Annotated in this window: 16 protein-coding genes and 2 riboswitches; of the genes, 13 read left to right on the top strand and 3 right to left on the bottom strand. The window is 42.7% G+C overall.

Annotated elements, in window-relative coordinates; translation table 11 throughout:
• Nucleotides 1-181 precede the first annotated feature (181 nt).
• Nucleotides 182-324, top strand: a riboswitch (cyclic di-AMP (ydaO/yuaA leader).
• A 181-nt stretch (nt 325-505) separates the two neighbouring features.
• From DYI25_RS16750 to DYI25_RS16805, 12 genes are all read left to right on the top strand, one after another.
• Nucleotides 506-1846 (top strand): TrkH family potassium uptake protein, encoded by a 1341-nt coding sequence (locus tag DYI25_RS16750; protein ID WP_213370934.1) that lies wholly within the window; start codon nt 506-508, stop codon nt 1844-1846.
• A gap of 12 nt (nt 1847-1858) precedes the next feature.
• Nucleotides 1859-2515: a potassium channel family protein gene (locus DYI25_RS16755; RefSeq protein WP_213370936.1), complete on the top strand. Its 657-nt coding sequence runs from the start codon at nt 1859-1861 to the stop codon at nt 2513-2515.
• Nucleotides 2516-2673: 158 nt separating this feature from the next.
• Nucleotides 2674-3654 carry a BMP family lipoprotein gene (locus DYI25_RS16760; RefSeq protein WP_213370938.1) on the top strand — a complete coding sequence of 327 codons (981 nt, stop codon included), beginning with the start codon at nt 2674-2676 and terminating at the stop codon, nt 3652-3654.
• A gap of 24 nt (nt 3655-3678) precedes the next feature.
• Nucleotides 3679-5334: a methyl-accepting chemotaxis protein gene (locus DYI25_RS16765; RefSeq protein ID WP_213370940.1), complete on the top strand. Its 1656-nt coding sequence runs from the start codon at nt 3679-3681 to the stop codon at nt 5332-5334.
• Nucleotides 5335-5721: 387 nt separating this feature from the next.
• On the top strand, nt 5722-6297 hold the full coding sequence (locus tag DYI25_RS16770) for a chromate transporter (RefSeq protein WP_213370942.1): 576 nt from the start codon (nt 5722-5724) through the stop codon (nt 6295-6297).
• Complete coding sequence (locus DYI25_RS16775; RefSeq protein WP_213370944.1) at nt 6294-6824, top strand: chromate transporter; 531 nt, start codon at nt 6294-6296, stop codon at nt 6822-6824. Before DYI25_RS16770 ends, DYI25_RS16775 begins: the two co-directional genes overlap by 4 nt.
• 337 nt (nt 6825-7161) lie before the next feature.
• Nucleotides 7162-7266, top strand: a riboswitch (SAM riboswitch).
• A 267-nt stretch (nt 7267-7533) separates the two neighbouring features.
• A complete protein-coding gene (locus DYI25_RS16780; protein ID WP_213370946.1) occupies nt 7534-8547 on the top strand; it encodes a methionine ABC transporter ATP-binding protein in 1014 nt (337 codons plus the stop codon).
• Nucleotides 8537-9202: a methionine ABC transporter permease gene (locus DYI25_RS16785; RefSeq protein WP_213371278.1), complete on the top strand. Its 666-nt coding sequence runs from the start codon at nt 8537-8539 to the stop codon at nt 9200-9202. Before DYI25_RS16780 ends, DYI25_RS16785 begins: the two co-directional genes overlap by 11 nt.
• A gap of 21 nt (nt 9203-9223) precedes the next feature.
• Nucleotides 9224-10051 (top strand): MetQ/NlpA family ABC transporter substrate-binding protein, encoded by an 828-nt coding sequence (locus tag DYI25_RS16790; RefSeq protein WP_213370948.1) that lies wholly within the window; start codon nt 9224-9226, stop codon nt 10049-10051.
• A gap of 373 nt (nt 10052-10424) precedes the next feature.
• Nucleotides 10425-11684, top strand: coding sequence for a DUF445 domain-containing protein (locus tag DYI25_RS16795; RefSeq protein ID WP_213370950.1), 1260 nt, complete (start codon nt 10425-10427; stop codon nt 11682-11684).
• A gap of 98 nt (nt 11685-11782) precedes the next feature.
• Nucleotides 11783-12160 carry a hypothetical protein gene (locus DYI25_RS16800; protein ID WP_213370952.1) on the top strand — a complete coding sequence of 126 codons (378 nt, stop codon included), beginning with the start codon at nt 11783-11785 and terminating at the stop codon, nt 12158-12160.
• A 14-nt stretch (nt 12161-12174) separates the two neighbouring features.
• Nucleotides 12175-12534 (top strand): cupin domain-containing protein, encoded by a 360-nt coding sequence (locus tag DYI25_RS16805; RefSeq protein ID WP_213370954.1) that lies wholly within the window; start codon nt 12175-12177, stop codon nt 12532-12534.
• Nucleotides 12535-12578: 44 nt separating this feature from the next.
• Here DYI25_RS16805 and DYI25_RS16810 read toward each other — a convergent pair whose 3' ends face one another.
• The 3 genes from DYI25_RS16810 to DYI25_RS16820 all read right to left on the bottom strand — a co-directional run bounded on the left by DYI25_RS16810 (nt 12579) and on the right by DYI25_RS16820 (nt 14682).
• On the bottom strand, nt 12579-13355 hold the full coding sequence (locus DYI25_RS16810) for an STAS domain-containing protein (protein WP_213370956.1): 777 nt from the start codon (nt 13353-13355) through the stop codon (nt 12579-12581).
• A 110-nt stretch (nt 13356-13465) separates the two neighbouring features.
• Nucleotides 13466-13969, bottom strand: coding sequence for a DoxX family protein (locus tag DYI25_RS16815; RefSeq protein WP_213370958.1), 504 nt, complete (start codon nt 13967-13969; stop codon nt 13466-13468).
• 197 nt (nt 13970-14166) lie between these two features.
• On the bottom strand, nt 14167-14682 hold the full coding sequence (locus tag DYI25_RS16820; protein WP_213370960.1) for a DoxX family protein: 516 nt from the start codon (nt 14680-14682) through the stop codon (nt 14167-14169).
• Nucleotides 14683-14887: 205 nt separating this feature from the next.
• On the opposite strand from DYI25_RS16820, the gene DYI25_RS16825 reads away from it, so the two are divergent.
• A complete protein-coding gene (locus DYI25_RS16825) occupies nt 14888-16075 on the top strand; it encodes an MFS transporter (RefSeq protein WP_213370962.1) in 1188 nt (395 codons plus the stop codon).
• Nucleotides 16076-16173 lie beyond the last annotated feature (98 nt).

Raw genomic sequence — 16173 nt, forward strand, 5'->3', positions numbered from 1 at the left:
AAAAGTAAGAAACCAAGAAAAACTGCGATTCAGTGAGAGAAACGAAGATTTGCCATAAATAACGAATTAATTTGGTTAAAAAAAGCGATATTTGGCGTCCTGTTCATGTTTACAACCAGATTGCAGGAGGAGTATGATTACAACAGTTTCAGATTACTGAACAAAATTAAAAGAGTTTCATATTTCTAAATCGCTGAATCCGACAGGAGCGGGGGAACCAACTTTGTGGATGCAATCCACTTGGGGTGAGGCCTAAATGATAGGCGGGGCTATTCTGAGCCCTAATCCGACAGCTAACTCCGTAAGCGTTGCAGAAGAGGAAGATGAAGCTTGTGTGACGAGTATGTTCAAAAGTCCACAAGGCTGCTATCTTTTAGCCTCTGGGGGCTTTTTTGTTTTGCGGTATTTTAGATATGTCGACTATCTTAAAATCCAGTTTGAACAATGTCCCTGCAAAGAAATATTAGACGCGTAATTCCTCATACTAAGGAAAGAAGGAAGGATCATGCGTAGGCAATTGTTTTTTAGGATGGATCCCCCGAAAGTACTTGTTATCGGATTCGGAGCCATTATTCTTTTAGGGACACTTTTGCTCTCACTGCCAGCTTCCACAGTTAATGGCAGAGGACTTACGTTTTTGGATGCATTGTTTACGGCAACTTCAGCAACTTGTGTAACAGGCCTTGTCGTCGTTGATACAGGTGATATCTTCACACGTTTCGGGGAAATGGTCATCCTGTCAATGATCCAGATTGGCGGACTGGGATTCATGAGTTTCGCAACTTTGCTCGCGTTTATTTTGGGCAAAAGAATTTCGTTTAAAGAAAGACTGATTATCCAGGAATCAATGAACAACGCGACTGTAGAAGGGATTGTCAGGCTTGTCAAACGAATCTTCATTTTTACTGCCGTAGTGGAGATTACTGGTGGAATCATTTTGTCTCTAAGGTTTTCGCAGGAAATGGCTGCGGGAAAAGCAATCTATTTTGGTTTCTTTCATGCAGTTTCTAACTTTAACAATGCGGGATTTGACCTGATGGGCGGCTTTAAAGGTCTGACTGAATACGTAGAAGACCCGATTGTCAATCTCACCATGATTTCTCTTATTAGTTTAGGAGGGATTGGATTCATCGTCATGAATGAGCTTTTCGAGTATCGAAGCACTAGGAGAATTTCCTTGCACTCAAAAATCGTCATGGCGGTATCCGGAGTTTTGGTGTTCGGAGGAGCTCTCTTGATTTTTATCATGGAATTTAACAACCCATCGACCTTGAAGCCAATGTCGATGACTGGTAAAATATTCGGTGCGTTTTATCAAGCTGTCACCCCAAGAACAGCCGGATCCAATACATTGAATATTCCGGACCTGAAGCAATCAACTTTATTTTTAATCATTTTCTTGATGTTCATTGGAGCTTCTCCAGGTTCGACGGGCGGCGGAATCAAAACAACAACATTTGCGGTTCTGATTGGTGCAGTTAAGTCGCAAATTCGCGGCCGCGAGGATATCACATTCTTTGGCAGGAGAATGAATTACAGCATTATCTCAAAGGCAATGACGGTTTCGCTGATTGCACTATTCCTAGTAGGTTCGATTACAATGATATTGACGATTACGGAACCGGGAAAAGATTTTTTGATGATATTTTTCGAAACTGTCTCAGCTTTTTCGACTGTCGGCCTATCAATGGGTTTGACGCCAGAACTATCTTCATACGGAAAAGTATTAATTACCATTACGATGTTCGCGGGCAGGATTGGTCCGTTAACACTGGCTTTTGCAGTTACGAAAAAAAGAAAAGAGGATCATTATCGATATCCAGCTGGAAAAGTGATGATTGGGTAGGAGGATGTTATTATGGCAAAGCAGTACGCAGTAATTGGAATGGGACGTTTTGGGTCCAGTGTAGCGACCACTCTGTATCATGAAGGAAAAGAAGTTCTTGCGATTGATAAGAGTGAACAACATATCGAGGACTACAAGGAGTTTGTTACCCATGCGGTAATTGGTGACTCAACGGACGAGCAAACTTTAAAGGCAGTAGGGATCAGGAACTTTGAAACTGTCATTGTAGCGATAGGCGATGACATCCAGGCTAGTATTCTCACCGTTCTAATTTTGAAAGAAATGGGAGTTTCCAATGTCGTTGCCAAAGCCCTTAACAAGCACCATGCACAAGTATTGTTCAAGGTTGGCGCGGACAAAGTCATTTTCCCAGAACGGGATATGGGAGAGAGAGTCGCCCACCAGCTGATGGCATCACCCAATGTGTTAAACTTTATCGAGCTTTCGGATGATTACAGCATTGAGGAAATCAAGCTCCCTATGAGCATGGCTGGCAAGAACCTGATAGAAATCAACCTGCGTGCTAAATACAACATCACAGTTATCGGCGTGAAAACCGCCAACAAGGTAGACATCTCTCCAGATCCAGACAAAACGCTGAGAGCAGAGGATATCCTGATTGTTCTTGGTGAAAATGGCGACTTGAACAGGTTTACGAAAATTAAATAATGCAATTGGAAGCAGGCTGTAATGGACAGCCTGCTTTTTTCTATCCTTCAGTATTTAGAAAATTGACAAAAGATAGACTTTCCCCATATCCATAAACAAAACATTACTGTGGTCGATGAAATAGATATAAATTCTAAAAAAGGGAGCAGTACACCAAGATGAAACAAATTATCCATATCCTTATAATCTTATTTTTACTCGTTGGCAGCCTTGCAGGGTGCGCAAACTCTGAGCTGAAAGCGAAAGAAAGGGTCAAAATCGGCATTATGTTGTCTGACGTCGGACTTGGTGATCAATCTTTCAGTGATGCCGCGTTTGCAGGACTGGCAAAAGCGAGAGACGAGCTTGATATTCTATTTGATTACAGAGAGCTTCAGGCGGTAGGTACCTATGAAAAGGGTTTTACTGAGCTTGTCGAAGAAGGAAATGATATTGTAATTGGTTTGGGGTTCATGGTGATTGAGGATCTTGAGAAAGTGGCAAAAAAATATCCTGAACAGCAATTTATCCTGGTTGATTCAGTATCCGAATTGGCTAATATCAGATCCATTACTTTTAAAGAAGAACAGGGAAGCTTCCTCGCGGGTGCCTTAGCCGGAATGGCTTCAAAATCAAATATTGTTGGATTTGTTGGCGGAGCGGATGTTCCACTGATACACAAATTCAAAGCCGGATTTGAGCAGGGTGTAAAGGTTGTGAATCCAGAAGCAGAGGTTAAGGTTGTATATGCGAATGATTTTGGCAATACAGAGCTTGGAGGAAAGATTGCTTCTGAAATGATTGATGAAGGTGCAGATGTTCTTTACGCTGCGGCAGGTTTTACCGGTGTCGGTGTATTGAAGGAAGCGCAATCCAAGAAAAAGTTTGCTATTGGTGTGGATAGTGACCAGTACTTTTTTGCCGAAAAAGCAATTATTACCTCGATGCTGAAAAACGTAGATGTCGCGCTATATGAAACAATCAAGGAGTTCAAAGTGGAGAAAAGTCTCAAAGCAAAGCAGATTGAACTAGGAATAAATGAAAAAGGTGTCGGACTTGCTCCAATCAGGGTAATCAAGCTGACTCCAGAACAGGAAAAAAGCTTAGAAGAACTGGAAGCCAAACTATCAAGAAATGAGCTTTCAATACAGCTAGATTAACAAGTTGCAACTGGGGGAGCCAACATGACAATAAAAAAGAAATTACTTCTTAACTTATTACTCGCTATTGGGTTATCGATTGTGATGATCTCTTTTATCATCTACAGAATGCTGATGGTCCAGACATCAAACCAGGATTACGTCCAGGTGCTGCTGACAGTGCAGACTCTCCAGGCGGAAACCTCTGCTGCGAAGCAATCCCTTAGCAATTTCTCGTTCAACCCTACTGAGGGGAACAGGCAGGACGCTTTGACGAAAATGGAAAAGACTTCTCAAACTTTTACGCAGGCAAAAGCCTTGATCCAGCAGGATGATAGCAAAAAAGTTTTGGACAAGGCTTTTGGAAAATTCACAGCTTTGGAGGGTGAAGCCAAAAAAGCGCTTGATGAGAAAAACAATGCGGAAGTGAAGCGCCAGTCACTTCGCAGCGATGGGATCTTGAATGACCTACATCTGTTGAATATTCAGGTCAATGATTATTACGATTTTCTAAAAGAAGACTTGAAGAACCAGATTGAATTCATCATATTGTCGGCAATCATCGGCAGCATTCTGCTTGTGGTCGTTGCCGGGGGAATCGGGATCAGGCTGACGAGTTCCATCACCAAGCCATTGAAACAGATTGCGATAAATGCACAAGAAATCGCCAAAGGTAACTTGATGATCGAAAAAGTACCTTATAAACACAAAGATGAGCTAGGAACCTTGAATGAGTCGTTTGATTTAATGGCGGCACAATTGACAGCCTTGCTGCAAAAAGTGAATATGGCGAGCAGGAGAGTAGAGGATTTTGCGGAAGAAATCGAGCAGGAAAATATCGCGCTAACAGAAATCTCCAATCAAGTAGCTGTATCAACTGAGGAGCTTTCTGCAGGAGCACAAACTGTTTCAGAAGATTTGCAGCAATCAGTCGAGCTGATCGACGATATGGATAAAGAGATTATGATGAACCTTGACCACACCCAGGAATCGTCTTCTTACAGCAAGGAAGCTGTGGAAGCTATTGGAGAAGGAAGAAAGGCAATCGAAGGGCAAAAAGCTTTGATCACGGAAAACAAAAAGGCTTCTCATTCCATCCAGTCAGCAACAGACCAATTCGTAGGCTATGCAGCAAAAATTGAAGATATGGCCACATCCGTATCCGCAATTGCCGCACAAACGAATTTGCTGGCTTTAAACGCGGCGATCGAAGCAGCAAGAGCAGGTGAGGCTGGAAAAGGTTTTGCGGTAGTCGCCGCAGAGGTCAGAAAGCTGGCGGAAGAATCAAACACTGCCACAACGCAAATCTTTGATATGGTCAACCTTCTGAAAAACGGTCTCGATGAAATAGGAGAAGCAGTGAACAAAGGCGGTGCCATCGCGGATGAGCAGATGGAATCAATGAATTTAACAATGAGCGCATTTGGAAATATCGAGTCTAAGGTAACCGGTATTTCGGAAAAAATCACTCAGCTTGTCGAAGGTATGGATGCCTCAAAAGAACTGGGCGCAAGGGTCCTCCACAATGTGGAATCCATCAGTGCGGTCGTCGAGGAGACAGCAGCAGGAAGCGAGGAAATCTCGGCATCGACCACTGAACAATTATCTGCATTTGGAAACCTGTCGAAAAAGGTTACAGACTTGAGGAAGCTGACAAATGAGTTGAATGATTCCGTTACTATTTTTAAGTTTAATAGATAAACTGAAGAGTACCATGGCCGCTGGGGCTGTGGTACTTTTTTATAAGAAGAGCTAAGTGCGACCGAATTGGGGATGTCAACTTCAGGATTGCGACTTGGTCGAAATATTCGTGGATGTGGTCGAATTAATTCCAAAAGTGGTCGAAATATTCGTGGATGTGGTCGATATAATTCAAAATGTGGTCGAAAAAATTGAAAATTCGCCAATATATTGCCTGGGTAAGGGTACCTTAACCATTTACATGGCGATAAATGAGGCGACGGAGGGTGAATTAACTTGAATTTGACATGCAGTATCGATTATATGAGTCTATAATAAAATAAAAGAAATAAGATTTATAGAAATGGGACTGCTTTAGGCACCAATAACAGAAAAGAAGGTGAAGTTTTGAAACAAAGAGATTTATTCTTAGCGTTTTTTCGCGTGGGAATCCTCGGATATGGCGGCGGCCCGTCTTCGATTCCGCTTGTACATAAGGAAGTGGTAGAAAAATATAAATGGATGGACTCTGATGAGTTCGGTGATATCCTTGCCTTGGGAAATGCGCTGCCGGGACCGATTGCCACGAAAATGGCTGGCTATATTGGTTATCGCGTAGGCGGATACCTGGGGATGATCAATGCCCTCGCCGCGACGATGATTCCGGCTATCATTCTGATGATCCTGCTGCTTACAGGACTGAACTCATACAAAGATGAGCCATGGGTGAATGGAATGGCAGAGGCTGTTGTTCCGGTTGTTGCCGTCATGCTTGCTGTCCTGACATGGGATTTCATCAAGAAGTCTGGTAAGTCGAAGCTTGGATGGGGCTGGACAGCCGTGGCCCTTATTGGCAGCCTGGTTCTTCTTCAATTCTTGAACCTGCACCCCGCCATTTTAATTTTTGTATTGCTGCTCGGTGCTTTGCTGAAAAAAGACCCTACTCCATCTGAAAATAAACAAAAGGGAGGGGAGCAGAAATGATTTATTTCCATATATTTTTGGCCTTCTTCATCCCGGGGATACTAGGATATGGCGGTGGTCCTGCCTCCATTCCATTAATCGAAAATGAAGTTGTTGATCGTTATGAATGGATGACAGTTAATGAATTCAGTGAAGTGCTGGCGATGGGGAACGCCCTGCCAGGACCGATTGCAACCAAGATGGCTGGGTATATTGGATATGCTGAAGGCGGCATCCTTGGTGCTATAGTGGGGGTATTTGCCACGGTGGCACCATCCTTGATCCTAATGATCAGTTTGCTCGGACTGTTGATGAAGTTCAAAGATTCCCCGCGTGTCAAAAGGCTGACAATCGTCGTCCGCCCTGTCATTGCCGTACTTTTAGGAGTCATGACCTATGATTTCTTTTTCTCCTCCTATGAAGGGGTCGGCCTGACACAGACAATTCTGATTGGCGGAATCAGCTTCCTCCTTATGGAAAAATTTAAAGTCCACCCCGCCTATATCATCGCGGGATCCCTTGTTTACGGTGCCCTTGTTTTATCGTAAACAAGGGTTTTTCTTTTTCAGAAAAGGCTCTGTTAAAGCCCAATGTTAATTTTAATCTTGTTGATTGTAGTGGAAGGCATGAAGACTCCTGCGGGAGCATGGGACAGGGAGACCCCGCAGGCGCTGAAAGCGCCGAGGAGGCTCCCCGGGCCACCCGCGGAAAGCGAAGTGCCTGGAACGAAAATCAACAGCCTAATTTAATAGAGCCTTTTTAAAAAAATATTTCCTTACTCCCACAATCATGTAAGCGATATCATTAAAAAACATTGGAAAAACTTTGTTGACAAATAAATCAGATAGTTTTAATATTTCAATTATCAAAATTAATTTAATAAGTTACTTATCAAGAGAGACTGAGGGATTAGGCCCTATGACGTCCGGCAACCTCCTTTTTGGAAAGGTGCCACTTCCTACAGAATGTTTTCATTCTGAAAGATAAGTCGTATAGATGTTTACGATGCCTCTTTCTATGAATGAAAGAGGCATTTTTTATTTGGCTCTTTTCTCAAACTTTGCTGCTATTGATTACTAAATAGGAGTGAATGAACTATTTTTCTTCCCAAAGTAGCCTCTTGTTATGAGAAAAGAGCATGCAAACTTAATACCGAACTACAAAATGGCGTTCTATTACGTTAAAGTCGGCTTTAGGATTTTAACAACAATCTTTACGAAAACAGCCTTTTATTTTAAAAAAACGGGGGTGCGAAGCATGATTGAAGTGAAAAACCTGGTGAAGATATATGAAACGAAAAAAGGGTCGGTTACAGGTGTTGACCAAGTTTCATTAAAAGTAGAAAAGGGAGAGATCTACGGAATTGTCGGATACAGCGGGGCTGGCAAAAGTTCTTTGATTAGATGCCTGAATATCCTTGAAAAACCGACATCAGGAGAAATACATATTGACGGTGTAGAGCTTACTTCTTTGAGCAAAAGTGAACTTAGAAAAGCGCGCTTGAAAATCGGGATGATCTTTCAGCATTTTCATCTTGTAAGCGCAAAGACAGTTAGTGAAAACATCGCATTCGCACTGAAAGCAGCAGGTCTTCCGAAAGCAAAAATCCAAGATAGAGTAACTGAGCTTCTTGATATGGTCGGCCTTTCTGATAAAAAAGATGTCTATCCGGCACAATTGTCAGGTGGACAGAAACAGCGCGTTGGCATCGCCAGGGCACTGGCGAATAATCCATCTGTCCTCCTATGTGATGAAGCTACCTCCGCTTTGGATCCAAGCACGACCAAATCAATCCTATCTTTACTTAAAAAGATTAATAGTGAATTAGGCATCACGATTGTCCTCATCACCCACGAGATGGAAGTCGTCAAGACCATCTGTGACAGGATGGCTGTTATGCAAGATGGGAAAATCATTGAAGAAGGGGATGTGTATGAGGTCTTCGCAAATCCGAAACAACCTCTCACAAAGGACTTCGTCAACTCAATCCTACAATTCGAACTGCCGGAAAGATTGCTGGAGGAGCGTCAAGGAAAGCTGATTAAAATCTATTTCCAGGGTGAGATTGCTGAGCAGGGAGTCATCTCTGATGTATTCCAGACCTTTAAGGTTCGCGGCAATATCCTGCATGGGAAGATCGAATATATTCAGGATATTCCATTGGGGATTTTCATCATGGAGGTTTCGGGAGACCAGGTGGAGATTGACCGGGCGATTGCCTACATAGCGGCAAGAACGAAAAACCTGGAGGTGATTGATGATGCTGCTTGATAACCTGATTGCATTGCTGCCGGAATTGAACAAAGCGTTTTTTGAAACAATCTATATGGTCGGCATCTCCATCCTTGTCGCCATTATCGTAGGATTGCCTACTGGGGTACTGCTTTTTGTCACCGATAAAGGACTTTTCCTTGAAAATCAAATTTTTAAAAATATTGCCGGCTTCATCGTCAATATGATTCGCTCGGTTCCATTTATCATCTTGTTGATCGCCCTGCTGCCATTGGCGAATATAATTGCGGGTACGACAATCGGGCCGACAGCCGCATCTGTTTCGTTATCTGTCGCGGCGATTCCATTTTTTGCAAGAATCGTAGAGCAAAGCTTCCGCGAAATCGATAAAGGAGTCATTGAAGCAGCCGTTGCGACAGGTGCTACTCCATGGATGATTATCAAAGATGTCCTGATTCCTGAGGCAAAGCCAGGCATCGTCCAGGGTGTTACCATTACGATCATCAGCCTTGTTGCATACTCCGCAATGGCTGGCATTGTCGGCGGAGGGGGAGTTGGTGACCTGGCGATCCGCTTCGGCTATTACAGATACGACAATACAATCATGATCACGACAGTCATTATCCTTATTTGCCTCGTCCAGCTGATCCAGTTTGGCGGGGACAGGATCGCAAGAATAGTAGACAAAAGATAAATAATAGGGGGTTCTTTTAAAATGAAAAAATTTTTCTTTTCAGTAGTGTTGTTATTATCAATCGGGTTGCTTGCTGCATGCGGCAGCGACTCAGCATCCAGCGGTGATGCGAAAGCAGACGCAAAACAAGTGATATTCGGTGCGACATCCGGTCCATATAGCGATATGGTCACAAAGGGCATCAAGCCTCTTCTTGAGAAAAAAGGCTATGAAGTTAAGGTAGTCGAATTCAGCGACTACATCCAGCCAAACCTGGCTTTGTCAAAAGGTGATCTTGACGCTAACCTGTTCCAGCACAAGGTCTATATGGAAAACTTCGCGAAAGAACATAAGCTTGAGCTATCGGAAGTCATCGTCGTGCCAACCGCACCAATGGGGATTTACTCTAAAAAGTTCAATTCACTGGATGAAGTCGCGGAGGGTTCTGCCATTGCGATTCCAAATGACCCAACAAATGCAGCGCGTGCCTTCCTGATTCTTGAAGATGCTGGCTTGATCAAGCTTGACCCTAATGCTGATCCACTGACAGTTTCTGAAAAGGATGTAAAAGACAATGTGAAGAACCTGCAGTTCAAGCCGATTGAAGCAGCACAGCTTCCAAGAGCAGTCGAAAGCGTCGACCTTTCAGCTGTACCAGGCAACTTTGCTCTAGCAGCAAAAATGGATCTGCTTGATGCGCTTCAACTGGAAAACATGCCAGATCAATACCGCAACCGAGTTGTCATCAATACAAAAGACCAGGATGCCCAATTCGCGAAGGACATCAAAGAAGTCGTAGAATCACCTGAGTTTGAAGAAATCATCGATGAAGAGTTTAAAGGCTTCGGAAAGCCAGAATGGATGAAGTAGGAGAGTCATAATAATGAAGTCCCGGCAGCCAAAGCTCCCGGGACTTTTCCTTTTTTATAGCTTTCTCCCCTATAAATTGGTTAAAATATTGTAGAGACTCTTTTTAGGAAGGCTCTTTTGTTGTTTTATAGCAGGATCTGTACTTACTAGGTGGAAAGGTAACATCTATAAGCCTAAATGAGTCTGCCAAGCCAGAAAAGGGTCCTATAGAATACATCTATAAGCCCAAATGAGTCCGCCGAGTCAGAAAAGGTCCTATAGAAAATTCTATAAGCCCAAACAGGCGGGTTGAGCACTTAAAAAGACACTGCAAGCCTTACACAAGTAATAGAATGTCATTTGCCATCAATCTAAAAGTAACAGAGGGAGATATATGGAAAAAAGAGATAAGAGATCTAGACATTTGGCGGCTATTTCGCTGGCGGTTATGGGAGCGGGGTTCCTTGCAACGATACCGTTCCAGGATTCATTGATCGGCAAACTGCTGATGGGAGGGTTTGAAGCCGGGCTCGTAGGGGGTCTTGCGGACTGGTTTGCTGTAACGGCGCTATTCAGGCATCCGCTGGGCATCCCCATTCCTCACACCGCGCTTCTGCCTAAAAACCGTGATAAAGTAACGCGCGCGTTAATTAACATGCTTGAAAATGACTGGCTCACGAAAGAGAGCATCATGGATAAGTTCAAGCAGGTTCATATCCTGGATAAAATTTTCGAAACGGTCGAGAAGGAACTTCAATCCGATTCGGTCAAAAAGAGCATCCAGTCATTCAGCCTGGATGTTGTAAAAAAAATAAATGTCGAAAGGTTTGCTCCAACGATTGAACAGGAAATCAAAGGCTTCCTGCTGTCAGCTGATTCTTCCGATATCCTGAAAAAAGCATCCAGCCACGTATTGGCGAAAGAATACGATGCGTCAGCATTTAATTATGTGCTAAAAGAGACTGAAAAATGGGCGTCGCAGGATGAAGCGAAAATGGTCCTTGGAAAGCTTGGAAAACAGGCAATTGATACAACAGAAGCGGATGGTCTGTTAAAATTCGCGATTCAATCGTTCAGCAATATGATCACGGAAGAAAAAGTCGGCAACATTTTGCAGTCCTTTATTTTAAAAAGAATGAAAAACCTTCAGCAGGAAGATAATCGCTACCGTCATATGATCCTGGAGAAAGTCCGCAAAGAGCTTGGGAGCTTAAACGAGCGTGAGGCATTGATGTCGGAAATCCAGACCTGGAAAAACAAGATGGTCGAAGAGATGGATTTAACCGGACAAATCAGGGGTGTACTGGCAAAGTCAAAGGATCGTGTCATTGATTTTATCGAAAAAGACAGCTTTGTTGATGACACTGTTACTCCGGTAGTGAAAAGGTTCATACATGAGATCAAAGAAGATGAGGGGAAAGTAGCAGCAATCGAAAGCTGGCTCCACACCAAAATAGCCGGCCAGATTGAAAGAAACCATTCAAAAATCGGCAAGCTTGTCCGTGAGAATCTTGACAAGCTTGATACAGAAACACTGATTGATATGATGGAAAACAACGTCGGAAAAGACCTGCAGTGGATCAGGGTGAACGGTGCGGTTTGCGGTTTCCTGATTGGTATCGGTTTGACGATATTTAAGCTTATTGTTATCTAAAATATTAATCAGAGACCAATCCAATATCCCGGATTGGTCTTTTTACTGTATCAATAAATAAGAAATAAATGGTAATATGATAATGGGAGGCGAGATGCATGGCTAAAAGGAAAAAGCTTTTATCATTGATTTTCGTTCTGGTGATTGCCGCCATTTTAGCATTGTATTGGGCTGCTCATCAAAAAATACTGTCTGGTAATTTTGATAGGTTGACAGTCAGCGGCATGGATGGCACAACAATCCAGGTTATAAAAGAATCAGCTGAGATTGAAAAAATCATATCCTCGATTAATGAAAGCCCACGAAATTTCATTTATAATGCTGGCTTTACTTACGATCATTTACCCCATGGCATCCTTACCTTTGAAAATAACACCGAAAAAGTGCAAATTGGGTTCATTATTACAAATGGGAATACACTCACGAAACATTGGGAGATTGAAACAGAGTTTCTCTTTGAAAATACATCAGATTAGGGAGAGTGGCAAAGATGGAAAAGGTAAATATCAGTGAAAAGTTTTCGCTCTTCAATGAATATTGGAGTCCGAAAATCGCCGGGGAAATAAATGATATGCATGTAAAGCTCGCCAAGTTGAAAGGTGAATTCATCTGGCATAAACATGATCATGAGGATGAGATGTTCCTCATCATGAAAGGAAAGCTGCTGCTTAAGTTCAGGGATAAGGATGTGCACCTGGATGAAGGAGAGTTCATGATTGTTCCTAAAGGTGTAGAGCATCTTCCCATTGCGGAGGAAGAGGTGCATGTCATCTTCTTCGAACCGAAATCAACCGTGAATACGGGGGAGGAAGTGAATGATAGAACTGTTTCCAATCTTGCAACGATATAAATAATTAAAAGGCTCGGTCCATGACCAAGCCTTTTTACAATTGCTTATTCTTCAATTTTTACAAGTTCAAATCCGGTTTCTTTCCACACATAGCGGATGCCATGGACAAATGTGTTGAAAGTTGGCACTTCAACATGCAAGCCGTTCAGTACGATTGACTTGGCCATTTCGGGACGGATCCCTACATATATAGATTGAACACCCATGAGCTTCAGGGCGTTGATGACCTGTTGCAGATGGAACGCGATAGATGCATCCAGTTCATCTGCAACACCGGTAAAGTCAAAAATGACAAATTGATTTCCTTGTTGGGCGCTGTGTGAGAGGATTTTTTCCCCTAGCAGTGCAAGTCGATCTTCAGTCAATTTTCCCATAACCGGAACAAGGACAGCTGAGTCTACCGATAGCGGGATGACAGGCATATCAAGAATTTGAAGCTGTTTCCTGTTTTCCTCCAGTGTTTCTTCAAATTCGGTTACATCTTTCCATGTAAGGATAAATCCGCTTTCCTTGCCTTCTATATCGGTTAGTCGGTCAACCATAATTTCAGCCGAAAATTTATTGAAAAAAGTGATGCGAGCTGAATGAGGGAAATTTCCCTCGACGAGGATTTTCTGTTGACGGCTGCCATGGAACTCTCCCAAATTCCTGCCGATAAATTCCTCTGGATTATTGATTCCTACATAAGGGCCAATTCGCGCTAATAATTTCTTAGCACAATCATTTATAAAAACAATTTTGTATTCTTCATTAGCAATTAAAATATTTTCATTGATTTTATTTAAAAGTTGGTGAGTTTCTATAGCACCGAGATTGAACAAAGGAATCGCTCCTATTCTAGTAGGCGTACTATGTAAAATTATAGCTAAGTTTTCCAGTTGGAACAAGAAATACAAAAATCCCCCTGCAGAAGTACAGGAGGCGGAAGAATTTATTTTGTTTCTGCTTTCTGTTTGAAGAGTGTTTTTCGAATAAATGGTACTACCCAGTGGTCCAATCCATATCTGCCTGCATTAAAACCAGCGAAGAGGATGATGAATCCGAAGAAAATATCTGTTGGGTTATGGGATACCGTTCCGGCAAGGAAGAAGCTGAAGTTCATTATTAAACCGAAGAACATGGCGGCAGTTGTCAGGCATCCAAGGATGAGTCCCAGACCGACGAGGAATTCACCAACCGGTACGATAAAGTTGAAAAGCTCAATGTTTGGCAGCGCAAAGTTTTCCAGAAAAGAGACATACCAGCCATAAACCATGTTTCCATCAGGACCTTTTACCGGATTGGCGACGGCATTTTTTAAATATCCAGTTGCGTCAAAACCTTCCCCAGTCATTTTATGCCATCCAGCAACCATCCAGTTGTAACCGAGCCATAATCGTAAAACAGTCAGCAGGCCAGCAGCAACCTTGTTTCCCCTAAGCCAATCAGCAAACATATCAATCGCTTCCCTTCAAGAATGATTTATTATTTGATTACACTACAATATATTGATCCTCCATTTTAATATGAGGGCTGGAAGCCTTTGTTCACAAAATAGCAAAAACATATTGTCAGGATTTTGAACACTTGACGATGGTGATAACGGTAAAAAAAGAGCCAGGCAATTGCCAGGCTCTTTTTTTATAATTTCAGTTAAACTGCTTTATTCGCAGTTTCAGCTTCTCTTTTGAATACAGTTTTGCGGATGAAAGGGACCACCCAGCGGTCCAAACCGTATTTACCAGCGTTGTAGCCAGCGAAAAGGATAATGAAGCCGAAGAAGATGTCAGTTGGGTTGTGAGATACTGTTCCGGCAAGGAAGAAGCTGAAGTTCATCACTAGACCGAAGAACATAGCAGCTGTTGTCAAAGTACCAAGGATCAATCCAAGGCCAACTAAAAATTCACCAAGCGGAACGATGAAGTTGAACAATTCGATATTCGGAATCGCAAAGCTTTCAAGGAAGTTCACGTACCAACCATAAACCATGTTTCCATCAGGACCTTTTACCGGATTAGCAACGGCATTTTTTAAATAGCCAGTTGCATCAAAGCCTTCACCAGTCAACTTGCCCCAACCAGCAGTCATCCAGTTATATCCGAGCCAAACCCTAATCACAGTCAACAGGCCAGCAGCAATATTGTTTTCTCTCAACCATTTAGCGAACATATAAATCGCTTCCCTTCAAAAATAATTAATTATTGATTACACTTACAATATATCAGAATCCGAAATAAAAATGATTATTTTGTGAAACTGTTCACAAAAAAGCAACAACAAATTGACAGAATATTGAACATGAATTCTATAAAGAGGTTTTAAAGGCTACAGTGCCTAGATAGATAAAGAGCTTAATCAGGAAGGGTGAATATTAATGGACCAACAATCAGGGGCAACTCAACACAAACCAGACACTGAAAAAATCTGGAGCAGGGATTTTTTATTCATTTTCCTTGCCAACTTTTTTATATTCCTTGGATTCCAAATGACACTGCCGACGATTCCATTGTTTGTGGAGCAGCTGGGGGGAAATGATCAACTGATCGGTTTCATAGTAGGAATCTTCACTTTTTCTGCATTGCTCGTCCGTCCTTTTGCAGGGCGCATGCTTGAAACCCAGGGGAGAGGCTTTGTTTACTTGATCGGCCTGGCGATATTTGTGATATCCGTTGGCTCATTTGGGTTTGCAGTCAGTATCGCCTTCTTGTTTTTAATGAGGGTTGTACAGGGAGTAGGCTGGGGTTTTTCTACTACTGCTTCTGGCACAATTGCAACAGATTTAATCCCACCCCGACGGAGAGGCGAGGGAATGGGTTACTTTGGGCTCTCCGGAAACGTTGCACTTGCGATGGGACCGACTCTCGGCTTAGCACTCGCTGAAGTCATTACGTTCAAACAGCTGTTTTTAGCTAGTGCCTTTCTCGGCCTGACAGCTTTTCTATTAGCATCAAGGATCACGTATAAAAAAGTTGAAAAAAGTGAGAGGGAAATCGAGCGGCGCAAATGGGATGTATATGAAAAATCTGCTTTGCAGCCATCTTTATTGCTATTATTCATCACGGTGACCTTTGGAGGAATCGCATCTTTTCTGCCACTATATTCGGCCCAAAAAGGTATTGAAGGAATCCAGTGGTACTTTTTCATTTTTGCGATGTCCCTGATGCTGTCACGGTCCTTTGCCGGAAAGCTTTATGATAAAAAGGGCCACGGCGCGGTTTTCCTGCCAGGGACTTTATTAATCATGACCGGGATGATCCTGCTGGCATGGCTGCCGAATAGTCTTGTTATGTTGATCGCAGCAGGGTTATATGGTTTCGGGTTTGGGGCCGTCCAGCCGGCGCTGCAGGCATGGGCCGTCCAGGATGCTCCGATGAATCGCAAGGGTATGGCGAATGCAACCTTCTTCTCCTTTTTTGATTTAGGCGTTGGGGTTGGCGCAATGGCTTTTGGCCAAATCGGGCACTGGCTTGGATATGGCAGCATCTATATTGCCTCAGCCATTTCAGTTTCGATATCTATTATCTTATATATTTTTATGGCGAGAAGGACTGTCAAAAATTAGACCTGTTCCATACCGGAGCAGGTTTTTTATTTGAAGAAAAAGCGTTATACAAATTAAAATACGATTATAGGTATTTATTGGGATTAGAGCAGCGCCCG

It is taken from the genome of Mesobacillus boroniphilus (assembly GCF_018424685.1).
In the GTDB taxonomy this organism is placed as follows: Bacteria; Bacillota; Bacilli; order Bacillales; family Cytobacillaceae; genus Mesobacillus; species Mesobacillus boroniphilus_A.

Excerpts from the sequence above, each read along its gene's own strand:
- DYI25_RS16750 (WP_213370934.1), top strand. The coding sequence starts at position 506 with ATGCGTAGGCAATTGTTTTTTAGGATGGATCCCCCGAAAGTACTTGTT.
- DYI25_RS16755 (WP_213370936.1), top strand. The coding sequence starts at position 1,859 with ATGGCAAAGCAGTACGCAGTAATTGGAATGGGACGTTTTGGGTCCAGT.
- DYI25_RS16760 (WP_213370938.1), top strand. The coding sequence starts at position 2,674 with ATGAAACAAATTATCCATATCCTTATAATCTTATTTTTACTCGTTGGC.
- DYI25_RS16765 (WP_213370940.1), top strand. The coding sequence starts at position 3,679 with ATGACAATAAAAAAGAAATTACTTCTTAACTTATTACTCGCTATTGGG.
- DYI25_RS16775 (WP_213370944.1), top strand. The coding sequence starts at position 6,294 with ATGATTTATTTCCATATATTTTTGGCCTTCTTCATCCCGGGGATACTA.
- DYI25_RS16780 (WP_213370946.1), top strand. The coding sequence starts at position 7,534 with ATGATTGAAGTGAAAAACCTGGTGAAGATATATGAAACGAAAAAAGGG.
- DYI25_RS16785 (WP_213371278.1), top strand. The coding sequence starts at position 8,537 with ATGCTGCTTGATAACCTGATTGCATTGCTGCCGGAATTGAACAAAGCG.
- DYI25_RS16790 (WP_213370948.1), top strand. The coding sequence starts at position 9,224 with ATGAAAAAATTTTTCTTTTCAGTAGTGTTGTTATTATCAATCGGGTTG.
- DYI25_RS16795 (WP_213370950.1), top strand. The coding sequence starts at position 10,425 with ATGGAAAAAAGAGATAAGAGATCTAGACATTTGGCGGCTATTTCGCTG.
- DYI25_RS16800 (WP_213370952.1), top strand. The coding sequence starts at position 11,783 with ATGGCTAAAAGGAAAAAGCTTTTATCATTGATTTTCGTTCTGGTGATT.
- DYI25_RS16805 (WP_213370954.1), top strand. The coding sequence starts at position 12,175 with ATGGAAAAGGTAAATATCAGTGAAAAGTTTTCGCTCTTCAATGAATAT.
- DYI25_RS16815 (WP_213370958.1), bottom strand. The coding sequence starts at position 13,969 with ATGTTTGCTGATTGGCTTAGGGGAAACAAGGTTGCTGCTGGCCTGCTG.
- DYI25_RS16820 (WP_213370960.1), bottom strand. The coding sequence starts at position 14,682 with ATGTTCGCTAAATGGTTGAGAGAAAACAATATTGCTGCTGGCCTGTTG.
- DYI25_RS16825 (WP_213370962.1), top strand. The coding sequence starts at position 14,888 with ATGGACCAACAATCAGGGGCAACTCAACACAAACCAGACACTGAAAAA.